Here is a 17,858-nt window from a genome sequence, read left to right on the forward strand (position 1 = left end):
GCGATCCTATCTCGACGCCATGCCGATGGACCCGCCACCTGATCTTGCCAACCTGTCGCTGGCCGACATAGCCCGCCTGGCCGAGGAAAAGCGGCTGCCGCCCGTCGAAAAGTGGAATCCCGACCATTGCGGCGACGCCGAAATGCGCATTGCCCGCGACGGCACATGGTTTCATCAGGGTTCGCCGATCGGCCGCGAAGCCATGGTACGCCTCTTCTCGACGATCCTGCGGCGTGAAAAGGATGGCTCCTATGTCCTTGTAACGCCAGTTGAAAAGCTGTCGATAGAGGTGGACGACGCCCCCTTCCTCGCCGTCGAGCTAAAGAGCGAGGGCGAAGGCCGCGACCGCGCCCTCGCCTTTCGCCTCAACACAGGCGACCTGATCCCCGCAGGCCCCGAAAACCCGCTCGTCATCCGGGAAACGGCCGATGGCCCGCATCCCTATCTGCACGTACGTGGCGGGCTTGAGGCACTGGTCAACCGCAGCGTCTATTATGAGTTGATGAACCTCGCGCTGGACGAAGCAAGCGATCCGGTTGGCCTCTGGAGCAATGGCGCCTTCTACCCATTGGACGGCTCCGCATGACTCTGGCCGACCGCGTCCGCGCCGCGCTTGCCGAAGGACATGCGCGCGAAGTCGGGCTCATGCTATCGGACACACGCGATCCCCGCATCGACGGCGAACTCGTTCTTGCGCCCGCCGCCGTGCTCGTCGCCATCACTGACCGACCGGAACCCGGCCTCATCCTCACCGAGCGCGCGGCTTCCCTGCGCAAACATGCGGGGCAGATCGCCTTCCCCGGCGGCCGCGTCGATCAGGAAGACACTAGCGAGATCGCCGGAGCGCTGCGGGAGGCGCACGAAGAAATCGGGCTGCTCCCTAGCTTCGTGGACGTCATCGGCACGACCGACCGCTATCACACCTTCACCGGCTTCGACATTGTGCCCGTGCTGGGCGTCATCCCGCCCGACCTACCGCTCATGCCACAGGCAAACGAGGTCGCTGATTGGTTCGAACTGCCCCTCTCCTTTGCGCTCAATCCCGCAAACCGGGTCAGCCATTCCGCCCATTATCAAGGTGTTGAACGGCACTATTATGAAATAATGTGGAATGATCGCCGTATCTGGGGCATCACCGCTGCCATACTCGCCAACCTGTCGCGGAGGCTTGATCTTGACCGCCTATTTGCCTGACGCCGACTGGCGCCACCGGCCCGGCCTCGACGGCCTGCTCGCCGCGCTGGGGGCGGAACAGGGCCTTGCCCGCTATGTCGGCGGCGCGGTGCGCGACGGACTGCTTGGACTTCCCGTCAACGATCTCGACATCGCCACGGCGCTGGAGCCGCAAGAGGTGATGGAGCGCTTGAAAACCGCCGGGATAAAAGCCGTGCCCACCGGCATAGACCATGGCACGATCACGGCGGTGATCGGGGGCTGGCCGGTCGAAATCACCACCTTGCGCCGCGACGTCAGCACGGACGGCCGCCGTGCGACCATCGCCTACACGACCGACTGGCGGGAGGATGCGGCACGGCGCGATTTCACCATCAATGCGCTGTACGCCGACCCCTACACCCATGAAGTGACCGACTTTTTCGGCGGCGTTGATGACCTTGCAGCAGGCCGCGTCCGCTTCATAGGCAGCGCGGCTGAGCGCATTGCCGAAGATCATCTACGAATCCTGCGCTATTTCCGCTTCCTCGCCCGCTTCGGCCGCGACACGCCTGACGAGCAGGCTTATGCCGCCTGCCGCACCGCCGCAAACAGCCTGATGGCCCTGTCGCGTGAGCGTATCGCCGATGAGCTGATGAAGCTCCTCGCCCTCCCCGATCCTTTCGCCTCGCTCCAATTGATGATCGAAGGCGGCATCCTCCTTCCCGTTCTTCCGGAAATCGACAGGGAAGGACTTGCTCGACTGGGGCAGTTGATCGCGCGGGAAGCCGACGCTGGCATTCCGTACGCAGCGCTGCGCCGGCTGGCTGCCCTGCTCCCCCCCGACGCGCGTACCGCTGATGCCGTGGGCGCCCGCCTCAAACTGTCCAACAAGGCGCGAAAACGCCTCGTCCTCGCGCTGGAACCCCATAAGGCGGCCCCATCGCTCAGGGCGCTCGCCTTCACCATCGGCGTCGAAGGTGCAATCGATCGCATCCTGCTAGATCCCATGGCGCCCCTCGACAGCATCGCCTCGCTCGAAGGCTGGACGCCACCGCAACTGCCGATCGGCGGAGGCGCCCTGATCGCGCGCGGCCTGCCGCCCGGCCCCGAGGTCGCCAAGGCGCTGGGCGAGGTGCAGCGTATCTGGGTAGAAGAAGGTTTCCCGGAGGCAGGTCGGGTCGATCAGATCGCGGATCAGACCGTTTCGAAATTCCAGCGCGCGCGCCAGTAATCGAACGCATCATTTTCCGGCATCGGGCGCGCGAAGTAAAAGCCCTGCCCGTGGCTGCATCCCATGGATTGCAGCCCATGGGCCAGTTCCTGCGTCTCCACCCCTTCGGCGGTGACATGCAGGTTCAACGATTCGGCCAGCGACAGGATCGTGCGAACGATCGCCTGCTTGTCCTTGTCATCCAGCATGTTGGTCACAAAGCTGCGGTCGATCTTCAAAATGTCGATCGGCAGGCTGTGCAAGCTGGCAAGGTTGGAATAGCCCGTGCCGAAATCGTCCATGGCGATCGGCATTTGCAGGTCCTTCAACGCGACCAGCAGTTTCCGCGCCTTGTCCGGATCGGCGATGATCGCGCTTTCCGTCAGTTCGACGGTCAGTCGCTTGCCCGATACGCCTGAATAGCGCAGCGCTTCTTCGAACATCGACGCCACATCATCCCGCGCCATCTGGATCGGCGACAGGTTCACATTGACGCCGACCGGCATTGCCTGTCCGAATTTCGCGTCCCACCGGCTCAGCGCCTGCGCGGCCTCATAGGCCGCCCAACGGCCGAGCGGCGTGATGAGGCCGCTTTCCTCGGCAACCGCAATGAACTCGCACGGGGAAACATGGCCCAATTCAGGGTCATTCCACCGGGCGAGCGCTTCAAATCCGGTAATCTCCCCCGTCTGCAACTGAATGAGCGGCTGATATGCCAGTGTAAGCTCACCCTGTGTCAACGCGGTGCGCAGGCGGCTTTCGATGGAAAAGCGCCGCTGCGCTTCCTTCAGCACGCCGTTGCGATAGATTTCCACCTTGCCGCTACGCTTGGCGATCTTCACCGCCGCCTGTGCCTTGCGGATTATATCGTCGGGGTCATCGTCCAGGCTGGTCGCCAGAGCACATCCGATCGCACAGTCGACCCGAATTTGCAGATCACTGAGGCGGATCGGCGAATTCAGCGCATCCCTTACCCTCTGCACGATATGAAGACAGTCGGACAACCCATTGTTCAATCGTGCAAATATCGCAAAGTCATTGCCGCCGATCCGCGCCAGCACATCGCCCTGCCGCAGGCTCGACTTCAAACGCTTGGCAACCGTGATCAGCAGTTCATCACCCGCCATCGGCCCCAGCGATTCGTTAACCCGGCTAAATCGGCTGAGATCGATCGCGATGATCCCGAACTGCGAATTGCTCGGCCATGGAGAATTGCGCAGTCGGTCTTCGATCTCCTCGCCAAATCCCGTACGGTTCGGCAGCGCTGTCAACCCGTCGGATAGCAATTCGCGGCGTAAATTCCGTTCGGTCACGCGATCGCTAGTGCGGTCCAGCGCGGTGAAGAGAATGAGGTGCGCCGCTTCGTCAGTCGAGGGCAGCAGCCCGGCGGTGCAGGAGAAATATTCCGGCCCCAAAGGACCATCACGCCGCAATTCAAACGTGGCGGAGACGCTTTCCGAAAGCGCAACCTCGATGATCCGTTCGCGCCAGTCCTTGCAATAGGGCGACTCGGTGCCCGTATCGCCCCTCTCCAGGAAGCTGTGATAAAAAGCCTTGTTAACAGCAACGATCGACAAGTCATTGTCTTTAAAACATAACATGGCTGCGGCGTGAGGCACCGCCTCCAACCAATGCTCCATCTCCGCCAGGCAGCGCAGATGCGTGCGCTCGAACCTCGCGAGGAGGTTGTCGTCCAGCCTTTGACCTGGCCGAATACGCGCTGGCACCGTTTTCATGCCACCGGATTAGATACCAGTGGTAAATTTTCAGGAAATGACCCGATGTAATTTCAAGAAGATATCCGGCTCGTTACGCATTCATCAAAATCGGTTGTCTCGCGGGAAGCCAACCGGCGGCATCCGCCCAGCCGCCCCGCGCGCAACGCGCCACGGCGTCATGTCGGCCTCGGTCCGGGTGCGCCCGCTTCCTCCGCCCATCGCCCAGCTTAAGCCATCGCTCATCCGGAAAGTGACGGCATCCGACAGGCCGCCATCGCGATAACGCTGCATCTGCACGCCCTGCCCGCGCGACATGCGCGGCATTTCGACCAGCGGGAACACCAGCAGTTTGCGATTCTCACCGACCACGGCGACGCTGTCCGCCTCTGCCCCAATGATGTGGACCACCGTCAAGCGAGAGCCCGGACGCACATTCACCACCTGCTTGCCCTTGCGCGTCTCGGCAATGACATCCGCGACCGCCGCGACAAAGCCCCTGCCGTCCGATGCAGCCAGCAACAGCTCGCTTCCTGTCTTCGCTGGGAACAGCGCCACGATGTCGCCCTGATCATCCATATCGACCAGCGACCGCACCGGATCGCCAAATCCGCGCCCGCCCGGCAACTTGTCCGCCCCCAGCGTGAATATGCGCCCGCTCGCCGTCGCCAGCAGCAGCTTGTCGGTCGTTTGCGCATGAAAGGCGATTTTCGGCCCGTCGCCTTCCTTGAACTTCAACGTGTCCGCCGAAGAAAGGTCGCGATGACCGCTCATCGCCCGTATCCAGCCGCGCTCCGACAGAATCACGGTGATCGGCTCGCGCTCGATCATCGCCTCCAGCGGAATTTCGCGCGCGGGCGCCGCTTCCTCCACCAAAGTCCGCCGCCTGCCGATATCGCTCTCTGGCGAATAGCGCTTGCGTAGTTCCGCCAGGTCTTTCTTCAGCCGGTTGCGTTGGCGCGTCGGACTTTCGACCAGCTTGGTAAGCTCGTCCCGTTCCTTGAGCAGCCCCGCATGCTCGCGCCGCAGCTCCATCTCCTCCAGCTTGCGCAAGGAACGCAGCCGCATGTTGAGGATGGCTTCGGCCTGCCGGTCGTTCAGCCCAAATTCCTCCATCATCACCGCCTTGGGCTCATCCTCCGTCCGGATGATCTCGATCACCCGGTCGAGGTTCAGATAAGCGATGATATAGCCGTCGAGCAGTTCGACCCGCGCGGCGATCTTGTCCAGCCGATGCTGCGCGCGCCGCACCAGGACGTCGATCTGGTGCTTCAGCCACTCGATCAACACCTGCTTCAGCCCCAGAACGCGCGGCGTCCGGCTCGCGTCCAGTACGTTGAGGTTCAGCGGAAAGCGGTTCTCCAGGTCAGTCAGCCGGAACAGGCTGTCCATCAGCACATCGGAATCAACCGTCCGCGCCCGCGGTTCAAGGACAATGCGGATCTCCGCGTCGCTCTCATCCCGCACATCCGCCAATATCGGCAGCTTCTTGTCGTTGATCAGCGCGGCGATATGCTCGATCAGCTTCGACTTCTGCACCTGGAAAGGGATTTGCGTCACCACCGCCACCCAGGTTCCGCGCCCGCCATCTTCCTTGTGCCAGCGCGCCCGCGTGCGGAACGACCCCCGCCCCGTCGCATAGGCTTCCGAAATGATGGAAGCGTTATCCACCAGCACGCCGCCAGTCGGGAAATCCGGCCCGCGCACGACCTGCATCAGGTCGGCATGTTCGGCCTCCGGATTTTCGATCAGCAGGCTCGCCGCATCGATCAGCTCGGACACATTATGCGGCGGAATGCTCGTCGCCATGCCCACAGCGATGCCGCTTGCGCCATTTGCCAGCAGATTGGGGAAGAGGCCGGGAAAAACCTCCGGCTCTTCATCCTCGCCATTATAGGTGGGCCTGAACTCGACGGTCCCCTCGTCCAGCCCGGCCATCAGGTCGGCCGCCGCCTGCGTCAGCCGCGCCTCGGTATAGCGCATGGCCGCCGCATTATCGCCGTCGATATTGCCGAAATTCCCCTGCCCATCGACCAAGGGGGTGCGCAGCGAGAAATCCTGCGCCAGTCGCACCATGGCGTCATAGACCGACGTATCGCCATGCGGGTGATATTTACCGATCACATCGCCCACGACGCGCGCGCATTTCTTATAAGAAGTCGTGTTACGCGCCGGATTAGCGACCAGCACATCCGGCGACGCGCCGCCCGGCTCCATCTTGAGCAGCCGCATCGCCCACAACAGACGCCGGTGCACCGGCTTCAATCCATCGCGCAGGTCCGGCAGCGACCGCGCCGTGATCGTGGAAAGCGCATAGACGAGGTAGCGCTGGGACAGCGCTTCGTCGAACGGGTGATCCTTGATAGCGTCGAACGGGTCGCGAAAATCGGTCATCGCGATCGGAATAGCAGCGCAACGACAAAACGGAAACGGGGATTGCAGCCCCGAAAAATTCATCTTCTTCGCCTCCGGGGCTTGCACATTCGTCGCCACGCGCCAATTTGCGCCCGTGTCCGATTCCAACCCACCTCCTGTCATCGCCCTTCCGCCGCCGCCTGCCTCGCTGCTGACCGGCGCGGCGCTGTTTCTCGACTTTGACGGCACCCTCGCGCCGATCGCCGCCACACCTGACGGCGTGGTCGTGGACGGCGATCTGCTCACCCTGCTCGGCGAATTGCGCGATGTGCTGCAAGGCCGTCTGGCTATCGTCAGCGGCCGGTCTATCGTCACCTTGCGCGATCTCGGCTTCGCCAACTTCCTGCTTGCCGGAACGCACGGACTGGAATTCGCTCAACCCGGCGAACAGGTTGAAGCCGCCCCTCGCCGCCCGGCGGTCGATGATGCCGAAGCGGCCTTCCACAGCTTTGCGGAGGGCAAGACCGGCATATTGGTCGAACGCAAATCGATCAGCGTTGGCCTGCATTTCCGTGGCGCGCCCCAATGGGGCGAGCAGGCGGGCGAACTGGCCAGCGACCTCGCCGCCAAACTTGGCCTCGCCGTGCAACCGGGCAAGATGCTGTTCGAACTGCGCCCCGGCGGCGCGGACAAGGGCAGCGCGGTCCACACGCTGATGGCCCGCACTCCCATGGCAGGGGGACGCCCGCTCTTCATCGGCGACGATGTCACGGATGAGGAAGGCTTTGCCGCCGCCACCGAACTGGGCGGCGCGGGCGTTCTGGTCGGCCCGCCCCGGACGACACTCGCCGCATTCTCTTTGGAACAGGTTGCCGCTGTCAGGCATTATCTCGCGCGGGGGGTCGTCAGGCCCGGCTGAGCCATGACTGGCGCCCCCTCGTTCGAATGAGTCAGGGGGGCAGACCGATAGTCAGGACCAGTAAAACGCATTCCGCCGGAAACGAACGCACTCTCGATCTCTGGCCCATCGGCAATTGCCAGGCATCCGCGCTGATCGATCGCGCAGGGCGGATGATATGGGCGTGCGTGCCCCGCGTGGACGGGGACCCCGTCTTTTCCGCCCTTCTCGACGACAAAAGTTGGGACGCACCGGACGCGCGCGGTTTCTGGGCGATCGAACTGGAAAACTGCGTCAGCGTCGAACAACATTATATCCGCAATACGCCGATCCTCGTGACCCGCCTGACCGACGATCACGGCAATGCCATAGAGCTATACGACTTCTGCCCGCGCCATCGCCACATGGGCCGCATGTACCGTCCCGTGGCTTTCGCCCGGATCGTCCGGCCTGTGGCAGGCAGCCCCCGCATCCGCGTGCGGCTTCGCCCGACCACGTCCTGGAATTCGGAGAGCGTGCCGATCAGCTATGGCTCAAACCATATTCGGCTCGTCCTGTCCTATATGGCTATGCGCATGTCGACCAACGCGCCCATCGGCCTCATTTCCCAGGAAAGCTGGTTCCGGCTCGAACATGACATGCACTTCTTCCTGGGGCCGGACGAAAGCTTTTCGGATGCGCTTCGCCCCGAAGTGGAGCGAATGCTGGACGACACCATCCACGAATGGCAGGTCTGGGTGCGCGGCCTCGCCATTCCCGCCGAATGGCAGGAAGCGGTCATTCGCTCGGCCATCACGCTCAAGCTTTGTCAGCATGAGGAAACCGGCGCGATCGTCGCCGCGCTGACCACCAGCATCCCGGAACATGCCGACTCGGGGCGCAACTGGGACTATCGCTACTGCTGGATACGCGACGCCTATTATACGGTGGAGGCACTGAACCGCCTCGGCGCGCTCGACGTGTTGGAAAGCTACCTCGTCTACCTCCGCAACATCGTCGACGGCGCAAAGGGCGGTCACATCCAGCCGCTCTATGACGTGCGCGGCAACGCCACGCTGGAGGAGCGCGAGGCGCAGAACCTTCCGGGCTATCGCGGCATGGGGCCGGTTCGCGTCGGCAACGCCGCCTATTCCCAGATTCAGCATGACGCCTATGGCCAGATCGTGCTGTCCTCGGTTCAGGGTTTCATCGACCAGCGACTGCTTCGCATGGCGAGCATGTCCGACTTCGAATCCTTGGAAGCGGTCGGCGAACGCGCATGGTCGGTCTATGACCAGCCCGACGCTGGCCTGTGGGAACTGCGCACCCGCGCGCATGTGCACAGCTACAGCGCCGTCATGTGCTGGGCCGCCTGCGACCGCCTCGCCCACGCCGCCGCCGCGCTAGACCTGCCCGAGCGGGAGGTTTATTGGCGCGAACGGGCCGAGATCATGAAGGCGCGCATCCTGCAATCGGCCTGGCGCAGCGGCAGCAACGCCATCTCCGCCAATTTCGAGGATGACGCCCGCGACGCCTCACTGCTTCAGCTTCTGGACCTGCGCTTCCTGACGGCGGACAATCCGATGTTTGTGGGCACATTGAAGGCGCTGGAAAAGGATCTGCGCCGGGGCAATGACATGCTGCGCTACAGCACGCCGGATGATTTCGGGGAGCCCGTCACCGCCTTTAACGTCTGCACATTCTGGCTGATAGAGGCCCTCCACCGCACCGGCCGCACGGAAGAAGCGCGGCTGCTGTTTGAAGAAATGCTGTCCCGCCGCACCGCCGCCGGCCTATTGTCGGAGGATATCGATCCCGCGACAGGGGAATTGTGGGGCAATTATCCCCAGACCTACTCATTGGTCGGCATCATCAACTGCGCCGTTCTGTTGAGCAAGCCGTGGAGCGTTATGCGATGAGCCGCCTGATAGTCATTTCCAACAGGGTCAGCAGGCCCAACAAGTCCGGCAATCAGGGTGGCCTTGCCGTGGCGCTGGCACAGGCGCTGCGCGAAAGCCGGGGCATCTGGGTCGGCTGGTCAGGCGAAGTCACCGAAAATTTCACTGGCCATATCGGCTTTTCCGAAGATGAAGGCGTAAAGACGGCAACGATCGACCTCGAAGAGCAGGACGTCGACGAATATTATAACGGCTATGCCAACAAGACGCTGTGGCCGCTCTTCCACTTCCGCATCGACCTTGCCGAATATGCCCGCGATTTCGAGGGCGGCTATAACCGCGTCAACCACCGCTTCGCCGACACGACCAGCCCGCTGATCGAGCCCGAAGACATTATCTGGGTGCAGGATTATCACATGATTCCGCTCGGCCAGATGTTGCGCGACAAGGGGCATAACAACCGGATGGGATTCTTCCTCCACATCCCATGGCCGCCCACGCGTCTGCTGGTGTCCCTGCCCCATCATACCAAGCTGGTGCGGACCCTGTTCGCCTATGACGTCATCGGCTTCCATACCGAAGAATGGCTCGAATCCTTCCGCCATTATGTGGAGCGGGAGATGAACGGGACGGTAAATGGCGACTTCGTCACGCTGGGCGACCGCACGATTCAGGCGATCGCCTGCCCCATAGGCATCAACGCGCAGGAATTTTCCAACGCCGCCGTCAGCGAACCCGCGCGGGACATGTTCGAACAAGTCCGCCGCTCATTGCAGGACCGCGCGATGATCGTCGGCGTAGACCGGCTCGACTACAGCAAAGGGCTGGAGGAAAGATTCAGCGGCTATGCCCGCTTCCTCAAGGACCATCCCGAACATCATCGCAAGGTGGTCCTGACGCAGATCGCGCCGCCCTCGCGAGGGGAAGTGGAAAGCTATCAGCACATCCGCTCAACGCTCGACGCCACCGCCGGGCGCATCAACGGCGAATATAGCGATGTGGACTGGACCCCGATCCGCTATGTGAACCAGGGCTATCCCCGCGACAAGCTGGCGGGCATCTACCGCGCCGCGCGGATCGGCCTCGTCACCCCGCTGCGCGACGGCATGAACCTTGTCGCCAAGGAATATGTCGCCGCGCAGGACCCCAATGATCCCGGCGTCCTCATTCTCTCCCGCTTCGCTGGCGCCGCGACCCAGCTCAAGGACGCGCTCCTCATCAACCCTTACAGCCCGGAGGAGATGTCGGACGCCATCACCCGCGCCCTCGCCATGCCACTGGATGAACGCAAGCGGCGCTGGCGTTCGATGATGGATTGCGTCGAGGAACAGGACATCAGCTGGTGGCGCCGCTGCTTCACCGAACGCCTGATGGCCGTACGTCGCGACGATGAGCAGGCGGCAGACGTCGAAATCGCGCACTGAACTCACGACAGTTCGCCGCCAGATCAGCGCGCTAATTGCACCCCTGTCTGCTTTGGTCTATGGGCCAGCCAGCAGCCCCGGCACCCGCTGATCCTCTTCGATTCGCGTTGCCGGGGCACATTCTTTTCTCGGGAAGACAGGAACGCGCATGGCCCGTCGCCGCCAGATCTACGAAGGCAAGGCAAAGATCCTTTACGAAGGCCCTGAGCCCGGCACGATCATCCAATATTTCAAGGACGATGCCACCGCCTTCAACGCGCAGAAGAAGGGCACGATTTCCGGCAAGGGCGTACTCAACAACCGCATCTCCGAGCATATCTTCACCCTGCTCGGTCAGATCGGCGTGCCGACCCACTTCATCCGCCGCCTCAACATGCGCGAACAGCTGGTTCGCCAGGTTGAAATCGTGCCGATCGAGGTCGTGGTCCGCAACGTCGCCGCCGGTTCCTTGAGCAAGAAGCTGGGGATCGAGGAAGGCACGCAGCTGCCCCGCACCCTCATCGAATATTGCTACAAGGACGATGCGCTGGGCGACCCGCTCGTGTCCGACGAGCATATCGCCTGCTTCGGCTGGGCCACGCAGGAAGAGATGCATGACATCGCCGACATGGCGATCCGCATCAACGACTTCATGTGCGGCCTGTTCGCGGCCATCGGCATCCGCCTTGTCGACTTCAAGCTGGAGTTCGGCCGCCTGTGGGACGGCGACTTCAGCCGCGTCATCCTGGCCGACGAAATCAGCCCGGACGGCTGCCGCCTGTGGGACATGAACACCGGCGAAAAGCTGGACAAGGACCGCTTCCGCCGCGACCTCGGCGGTGAAGTCGAAGCCTATCAGGAAGTCGCCCGCCGCTTGGGCCTCCTGCCCGAAGGCGCGGACACAACGGTGCTCGACCTCGACACCCACCGCAAGAAGCGCAGCAAGGACTGACCGTCTCAAATCCTCCCCATCAACGATGGGGAGGGGGACCGCCAAAGGCGGTGGAGGGGAATAGCGCGCCGCTCATCCCACCACCGCATCCACCATCAGCTTCACCCCCAACAGCACCATCAGCACATAGATCAGCGTGTAGAACCGCGCCGGATCAACCTTGCGCGCCAGCACCACCCCCGCGTAAGTCGCCCCAATGGCCACCGGCGCCAGCATCGCGGTCGCCATCAAATTGGCCCGCGTAAACTGCCCCAGCGCCGCATAAGCGGGCACCTTGATCCAGTTCATGATGGCAAAGGCAATCGCCGTGGTGCCGATCAGCGTGTCGCGCGCCAGCCGCTTGGGCAGCACCCACATCTGGAATGGCGGCGCGCCCGCATGGGCGATCTGGCTGGTAAATCCGCTCGCCACGCCCAGCAACGTCCCGACCCAATTCGGCGAACTGGACGGCAGCACAACCTTCCCGCCCCGCTCGACCCACAGCCTCTGCGCACCGAACAGCGTAGAAATGAAACCGAGCGCGCCCAACACAGCCGTCTCAGGCACCCGCGCAGCGAACAGGTAACCCAGCCCCACGCCGACGATCATGCCCGGCATCATCACCTTCAATATGTGCCGATCCCAGCTATGCCGGAACGACCAGACGCTCACCGCATCCTGCAATATGAGGATAGGCAGCATGATCGCCGCCGCCCGCACCGGATCGATTCCCAGCGCCATGATCGGCATCGCCAGCGCCCCTGCCCCGGCAAAACCGCCCTTGGCGAGCCCGGAAAGGACCACCGCCACGATCGCGCATGCATAATAGAGATAATCGCCGCTCATCGCCCCGCCCTAAAGCAGAGGACCGCTGAAGCGAACAGCTTTTCCAGTTAAGCTCAGGCGCTAGCCCGGTATCCGATCAGAACACCGAAGGCAAAGGTAGCCAGCAGGGCCAGCTGCACACGGCCATGCGGATCGTCATAGCCGACGATCTGCTGCCCAAAGGCGAAAAGCCCCACAAACATCGCCAGTGCAAGACCAGCCATATTCAAAACCCTCTATCCCGTCCCGAAACCATAGCGCCGTCTCGCTAATAAAGGGATAATGCCTTGCTTGGCGCGGCGCAGGGGACTAGGGGGTGCGCCATAGCAATCCACGGAGTTTTTGGCCTCATGAAAGCCCGCATCTTCGTCACCCTAAAGGGCGGGGTCCTCGACCCGCAGGGCAAGGCGATCCACCACGCACTCGACGGTCTGGGCTTCTCGGGCGTCAACGACGTGCGCGCGGGCAAGCTCATTGAGCTGGACCTGGCCGACGGCACCAGCGACGAAGATATCGACGCCATGTGCCGCAAGCTGCTCGCCAACACGGTGATCGAAAACTACCGCATCGAAAAGGTGGCCTGAGCCATGAAGAGCGCCGTCATCGTCTTCCCCGGCAGCAATTGCGACCGCGACCTCGCCGTGGCTTTCGAGGCGGTGAGCGGTGAAAAGCCGGTCATGGTCTGGCACCGCGATACCGAGCTGCCCGAAGGCATCGACCTGATCGGCGTACCCGGCGGCTTCTCCTACGGCGACTATCTGCGCTCCGGCGCAATGGCGGCCCGCTCGCCCGTGATGCAGGCGGTGGCCAAGGCGGCCGAACGCGGCACCTATGTGCTGGGCATCTGCAACGGCTTTCAGGTGCTGACCGAAAGCGGCCTGCTCCCCGGCGCCCTGCTCCGCAACGCAGGCGGCCACTTCATCTGCCGCGATGTCTCGCTGACCGTCGAAAACGCCCAGAGCGCCTTCACCAGCCGCTATGCCGCTGGCGAGACAGTGACTTACCCCGTCGCTCACCATGACGGCAATTACTTCGCCGACGCCGCAACCCTCGACCGCTTAGAAGGCGAAGGCCGCGTCGCCCTGCGCTATGGCGAAGCCGTAAACGGCTCCGCCCGCAACATCGCCGGCATCCTCAACGAAGCAGGCAATGTGCTGGGCATGATGCCCCACCCCGAACGCGTGATTGAGGCCGCCCACGGCAAAACCGACGGCCGCCGACTGTTCGAAGGTCTGGTAGAGGGACTGTTGGCCCGCGCCTGACCCGGCGCGCGCTACCCCTCCTCCACGTCCAGGTCCCTGATCCAACCACCCAACACCCGTCATCCCAGCACACGCTGGGATCTCAGTAGGCTGGGCAAAACGCCATCAACTTACGCTGGCATCACGAGATTGGGACTGTCGGCTTACGACCAGTTCACGTCCTTCTGACGCGACGACCGCCTGCTTCAAAGCGGTCACGTTTCAAGACCGCGATGATCTTCTCGTAAGCACGAGCGAGGGCATCATGTTGCTGCCGGTCCATCTCGCAGATTGCACCTGCCGCACTACATTCTGCCAGCTGTTGTCGGCGTTGTAAGTTTATGATTTGCTGCATTACCGCGACCTGTAGGATGCAGGAGGTTGGCGCGAGACGTGCGCGGCCGAGCGCTTAATCTCGCCAGTAAGAATTTTATTCTTTAACAACAGGCGAACTTGTTCGGCGTCCCTTCCGTCAAGCAAAACCACTCTCGAACCACCCGACGCCAAGGTTTCTATCGTTGAAATGCGAAAACTGTGCGCCGCGCAAATCTTCTCGATCTCAGCCACGCTGGCCGTCGTGTTGACAACCCGACTCATGAATGTTGTCCTTCGCCGCCAAACGGATATGGGGCAAAAGCTTTTCCGCTATTCACCGGGCCTGATCTGTAAGGATAGTCATGGGCACGAATGCGCCGGGCATAGCTCCTGGCACGAAATCGATGAGCGGAACGCGCGAAAATACACGTCGCCGCCTGCTCTTTTAAAAGCTCGATTTGTTCATTTTCCAGTAGATTATTCAGATCTTCCATGGGCACACTTCAGCAGGCAAGCGGGAGCGCGATGGTCTCTCTGTCAATACGAAGGCTTGCGGGCTGATTTCGCTCGATTACGCCTCCTAGCAGAATATTTTTACTTTGTCGCATCATTTGCAAAAGGCTATTCGATAGCATAATCCGCTACACTCGGTCCGCTCCATACAACACATCCCCCTCCCGCAAGCGGGAGGGGTTAGGGGTGGGCGCGAGCGCAGCGAGCTTCCGCGTCGGCCCGCTCAACAATGCCAATGTTGCGCTACTTCAGCCCCCGCACAAACGCAGGCAGATGCGCCACCCCGCTAGGATTAGGCCCCGCCATATACAGCGCCATCACAGTCCCCAGCGCAATCGCCACCCCATAAGGGATCGGCCCGCCCGGCGCGAAGATCGCCAGCGATGACCCGTCCCGCACCGCTTTCGGCACCATCCGCCGCCCGGCCATGATCAGCAACGCCAGCACGCCTCCACCGACCGTCACATAAACAAACCAGGGCAGCGCCGCGCCCCAATCGAACCACAGCGCACACGCCGCCAGCAGCTTGACGTCACCCCCACCCATCCATCGCAGCGCGAACATCAGGCACCCCAGCGCGAACACGGCCAAAAACAGCGTGCCATTCTGCCAAATGTCATTTTCCCATCCGGCCATGGCAACCCAGGGCACGAACAACCCCATAACCAGCAGCGGAAAGATGTTGGATATCCGCAACCGCGCAATATCCTCGATCGCCGCGCCCAATAAAACCAACGACAGCGCAATCAGGACAAGGTCCTTCGTCATGGCCTTGCCCCCATGCCAGCTAAAGCCGCAGTCGCCTCCGGCTGAAAACTCTCGGACTCCGTGACCGCGCGGCTCAGATAGGCCCGCGCCTTCACCGCGTCCCCCATGCGCAACGCCACCTGCCCCGCATCGCTCAGCCGCTTGGCCCAGCTATTGGCGTCATCGCCGGCGCGCCTTTCTATATCGCGCCCCGCCATCACCTGCGCTGCATCGCCATGTGCGATGAGGCGCGCGTCATCGGGCGCCATGTCCCGTGCCTTGTCGAATATGGCGATCGCCTTGTCCGCCTGTCCCTGCGCCATCAGCGACAGCCCATAATTGTTCAACACCTGCACCGGCCTGTCGGTCAACTGAAAGGCCCGCTCATAGGCGGCGGCACTCAGCGCCCAGGACTTTGCCTTGTCATAAGCGACGCCCAGCGCGTTCCAGGCCCGCCAGCGCGACGCGCAATGATCGACGGCGCGGCGCAGCGCTTCTGCCGCCTGATCCGCCCGGCCCAGCCGCAACCTTGCGATGCCCAGTCCCTCATCGACCCGGCAATCCGCCGTTCCTGCCTGACCGATCGCGGAAAAGCGCGACTCCGCCTCCGCATCCTGCCCCTTGGCCAGAGCCATTTGCGCCACTGCGATGTCGATGCCCCGCTTGTCCTGCGCCTGCGCCCCGTCGCGCCATTGGCCCAACATCAACTCGGCCTGTACGATACGCCCGCCTTCGATCGCGTCATCGATCAATCGGCCATAGTCCAGAGCCGCTGCGGGCGCCGTCTCGGCTGCTGTCGCGCCGGGCGAGATGGCCGCAGCCGCGAGCAGCAGCAGGATGCTCATCCCCGGCCTCCGCTCCACGCCCATAGCTTCTGGAACAGGCTGTCGGGCTCATCCCCACTCGCCATCGTCGCGCAGGGGCGTGACGCTCCCGCACTGGCCCCATCCTTGGACTCACCACACCCAGCCACCGTGACTTGTGTTGGCGTCGGCCGCGTCGTGATCGGTGCCGCCAACGACCGAGAGAGCGAGATGGCTGGCGCCGGGCCAGCCTCGTCCGCAACGGTCACGATCGCGGTATTCAGTTGCGCAATGGCCCGCCCTGGCAGCGTAGCCTGTGCGACGCCCGCCGACACGGTGCGCAGCCGCACCTCGCTCATCGAAACCCGCTCCAGCTCCAGCCCGGCCGCCCGCACGGGTGCCGCCGGACGCTTGCCACCGTCCATCGCGATCTGCGCCAGCGTCGGGCGGCGCGCACTACCGGCTTGCACGCCCTGTCCGATCTCAGCCAGCAAGGCGTTCGCTTCTCCCTGCAAACCCTGCGCGTTCAGGCTCCGCGCGAAGTTGCGATGGATGCGCGCGTCCATCGGTGCACGCGCCAGAGCCAGCTCGAAATAATCCCGCGCCAGATCATGCCGCCCTATCGCCGCATAGCTGATCGCAACGCCGTTCAGCGCGTTCGCATCGGCCGGGTCCTGCCGCATCGCCCGCCGGTAAGCATCCAGCGCCAGCGCATATTCTCCCCGCGAAAACAGCAGCTGCCCCCGCGCGATGGCTTCTTTCCCCGTCGCCGCCGCCTCAACGTTCACGGGCCGGATAGCCACGTCCCGGTTGGGCGAACTGCATGCCGCGCTCCCCAGCATCAGCGAGATCGCCACTGCCTGTCTCATCATGCCCCGTCCCCCCCTCTTGGTATCCGCTACCGGCTCAACACCGGCAGGATTTCCCTCACCACCCGCACCACGGCGGGCAGCATCAACACCCCGATCATCACCGGCAGCATGCACGCGACCAGCGGCACTGACAGCAGCACCGGCAAGCGATGCGCCTTCTCCTCCGCCCGCATCCGCCGCTTCTCCCGCATCTCCGCTGCATAGACGCGCAACGTCTGCCCGACGCTAGACCCCAGTTGGTCCGATTGGATCAACAGCGTCGAGAAGGACCGAATTTCGTCCACGTCCACATCATCCGCCATCCTCCGCAGCGCATCCGCCCGGCTCATACCTGCGCGCAATTCCAGCACGACTTTGCCCAGCGCCTGCGACACCAGCGGGTGCGAGATGGCGAGCTCACGCCCCACCCGATCCATCGCCGCTTCCAGCCCCAGCCCCGCCTCGACGCACACCAGCATCAGGTCCAGCGCATCGGGAAAGCCGTGGACGATCGCCTCCTGCCGCCGCGCCGCCTTCGCCGAAATGAAGAGGTTCGGCAGATACAGCCCCAGCACCGCAACGGCAGTCGCCATGAAATACAACTTCACCGGGCTCGGCGGCTCGGGCTTGTTGAGCGACATGAGCACCAGCACAGCAGGCAGCGCCAGCGTCAGCACCAACCGGATGAACGTAAAGATCTTCGGCGCCTCGGGCGAAGGATAGCCCGCCGCGATCAACCGCTTGCGCAGGCTGTCATTCTTCGTATCCGCCAGCGAAATGCCCAGCTTCTCGATCCGATCGACCAGCTTCTTCCATTCGCTATTGTTGCGCTCGTTACGCAGCGACTGCCCACCGCCCTGCACCGCGCTACCGACGTCGCTCACAACGTCCAGCCGACTCCGCACCCTGGACGTACGCGCGACCGCCTCCGTCACGCCATAGACAATAGCCACGATCGCGACGAACAGCAGCACCAGCAACACCGGCCGCAATTGCGAAATAAGGGCAAGGTCCAGCAT

The 17,858-nt window shown here is 63.0% G+C and carries 18 protein-coding genes; 9 read left to right on the plus strand and 9 right to left on the minus strand.

Features of this window, described 5'->3' with window-relative positions:
• Positions 1-19 precede the first annotated feature (19 nt).
• From ACZ5TH_RS06425 to ACZ5TH_RS06435, 3 genes are read left to right on the plus strand one after another with little or no spacing between them, the layout of a single operon-like run.
• Entirely contained in the window at positions 20-586 is a 567-nt protein-coding gene (locus ACZ5TH_RS06425) for a DUF1285 domain-containing protein (protein ID WP_464795010.1), read from the plus strand.
• Positions 583-1,194: a CoA pyrophosphatase gene (locus ACZ5TH_RS06430; protein WP_464795011.1), complete on the plus strand. Its 612-nt coding sequence runs from the start codon at positions 583-585 to the stop codon at positions 1,192-1,194. The genes ACZ5TH_RS06425 and ACZ5TH_RS06430 overlap by 4 nt, the downstream gene beginning before the upstream one ends.
• Positions 1,175-2,386, plus strand: a complete 1,212-nt coding sequence (locus ACZ5TH_RS06435) for a CCA tRNA nucleotidyltransferase (protein ID WP_464795012.1) — start codon at positions 1,175-1,177, stop codon at positions 2,384-2,386. Before ACZ5TH_RS06430 ends, ACZ5TH_RS06435 begins: the two co-directional genes overlap by 20 nt.
• Here ACZ5TH_RS06435 and ACZ5TH_RS06440 read toward each other — a convergent pair.
• A complete protein-coding gene (locus ACZ5TH_RS06440) occupies positions 2,350-4,101 on the minus strand; it encodes a putative bifunctional diguanylate cyclase/phosphodiesterase (protein WP_464795013.1) in 1,752 nt (583 codons plus the stop codon). The genes ACZ5TH_RS06435 and ACZ5TH_RS06440 overlap by 37 nt on opposite strands.
• 84 nt (positions 4,102-4,185) lie before the next feature.
• Complete coding sequence (gene parC, locus ACZ5TH_RS06445) at positions 4,186-6,474, minus strand: DNA topoisomerase IV subunit A (RefSeq protein ID WP_464795014.1); 2,289 nt, start codon at positions 6,472-6,474, stop codon at positions 4,186-4,188.
• Between the two features lie 115 nt (positions 6,475-6,589).
• Here parC and otsB point away from each other — a divergent pair, with 115 nt between their 5' ends.
• The 4 genes from otsB (at position 6,590) to purC (ending at position 11,565) form a co-directional block, all read left to right on the plus strand.
• Positions 6,590-7,354, plus strand: a complete 765-nt coding sequence (otsB, locus tag ACZ5TH_RS06450) for a trehalose-phosphatase (RefSeq protein ID WP_464795015.1) — start codon at positions 6,590-6,592, stop codon at positions 7,352-7,354.
• A gap of 152 nt (positions 7,355-7,506) precedes the next feature.
• Positions 7,507-9,231, plus strand: coding sequence for a glycoside hydrolase family 15 protein (locus ACZ5TH_RS06455; protein ID WP_464772505.1), 1,725 nt, complete (start codon positions 7,507-7,509; stop codon positions 9,229-9,231).
• Positions 9,228-10,634 carry an alpha,alpha-trehalose-phosphate synthase (UDP-forming) gene (otsA, locus tag ACZ5TH_RS06460; protein WP_464795016.1) on the plus strand — a complete coding sequence of 469 codons (1,407 nt, stop codon included), beginning with the start codon at positions 9,228-9,230 and terminating at the stop codon, positions 10,632-10,634. The genes ACZ5TH_RS06455 and otsA overlap by 4 nt, the downstream gene beginning before the upstream one ends.
• Before the next feature lie 148 nt (positions 10,635-10,782).
• Entirely contained in the window at positions 10,783-11,565 is a 783-nt protein-coding gene (gene purC / locus ACZ5TH_RS06465; RefSeq protein ID WP_464795017.1) for a phosphoribosylaminoimidazolesuccinocarboxamide synthase, read from the plus strand.
• A gap of 72 nt (positions 11,566-11,637) precedes the next feature.
• Here the strand turns inward: purC and ACZ5TH_RS06470 are convergent, their stop codons facing one another.
• Complete coding sequence (locus ACZ5TH_RS06470) at positions 11,638-12,390, minus strand: sulfite exporter TauE/SafE family protein (RefSeq protein WP_464772507.1); 753 nt, start codon at positions 12,388-12,390, stop codon at positions 11,638-11,640.
• 53 nt (positions 12,391-12,443) lie between these two features.
• Positions 12,444-12,593, minus strand: a complete 150-nt coding sequence (locus ACZ5TH_RS06475; protein WP_176502204.1) for a hypothetical protein — start codon at positions 12,591-12,593, stop codon at positions 12,444-12,446.
• A gap of 126 nt (positions 12,594-12,719) precedes the next feature.
• Between ACZ5TH_RS06475 and purS the strand changes: the two genes are divergently transcribed.
• Positions 12,720-12,953: a phosphoribosylformylglycinamidine synthase subunit PurS gene (gene purS / locus ACZ5TH_RS06480; protein WP_022683267.1), complete on the plus strand. Its 234-nt coding sequence runs from the start codon at positions 12,720-12,722 to the stop codon at positions 12,951-12,953.
• A 3-nt stretch (positions 12,954-12,956) separates the two neighbouring features.
• Positions 12,957-13,631 (plus strand): phosphoribosylformylglycinamidine synthase subunit PurQ, encoded by a 675-nt coding sequence (gene purQ / locus ACZ5TH_RS06485; protein WP_464795018.1) that lies wholly within the window; start codon positions 12,957-12,959, stop codon positions 13,629-13,631.
• Between the two features lie 572 nt (positions 13,632-14,203).
• Here purQ and ACZ5TH_RS06490 read toward each other — a convergent pair.
• The 5 genes from ACZ5TH_RS06490 to ACZ5TH_RS06510 form a co-directional block, all read right to left on the minus strand.
• Positions 14,204-14,419, minus strand: a complete 216-nt coding sequence (locus ACZ5TH_RS06490) for a hypothetical protein (protein ID WP_460986051.1) — start codon at positions 14,417-14,419, stop codon at positions 14,204-14,206.
• 262 nt (positions 14,420-14,681) lie between these two features.
• On the minus strand, positions 14,682-15,206 hold the full coding sequence (locus ACZ5TH_RS06495) for an A24 family peptidase (protein ID WP_464795019.1): 525 nt from the start codon (positions 15,204-15,206) through the stop codon (positions 14,682-14,684).
• Positions 15,203-16,030 (minus strand): tetratricopeptide repeat protein, encoded by an 828-nt coding sequence (locus tag ACZ5TH_RS06500; protein WP_464795020.1) that lies wholly within the window; start codon positions 16,028-16,030, stop codon positions 15,203-15,205. The genes ACZ5TH_RS06495 and ACZ5TH_RS06500 overlap by 4 nt, the downstream gene beginning before the upstream one ends.
• Positions 16,027-16,860 (minus strand): tetratricopeptide repeat protein, encoded by an 834-nt coding sequence (locus tag ACZ5TH_RS06505; RefSeq protein WP_464795021.1) that lies wholly within the window; start codon positions 16,858-16,860, stop codon positions 16,027-16,029. The genes ACZ5TH_RS06500 and ACZ5TH_RS06505 overlap by 4 nt, the downstream gene beginning before the upstream one ends.
• Before the next feature lie 26 nt (positions 16,861-16,886).
• A complete protein-coding gene (locus ACZ5TH_RS06510) occupies positions 16,887-17,858 on the minus strand; it encodes a type II secretion system F family protein (protein WP_464795022.1) in 972 nt (323 codons plus the stop codon).

Source organism: Sphingobium sp. TomTYG73 (genome assembly GCF_055394245.1).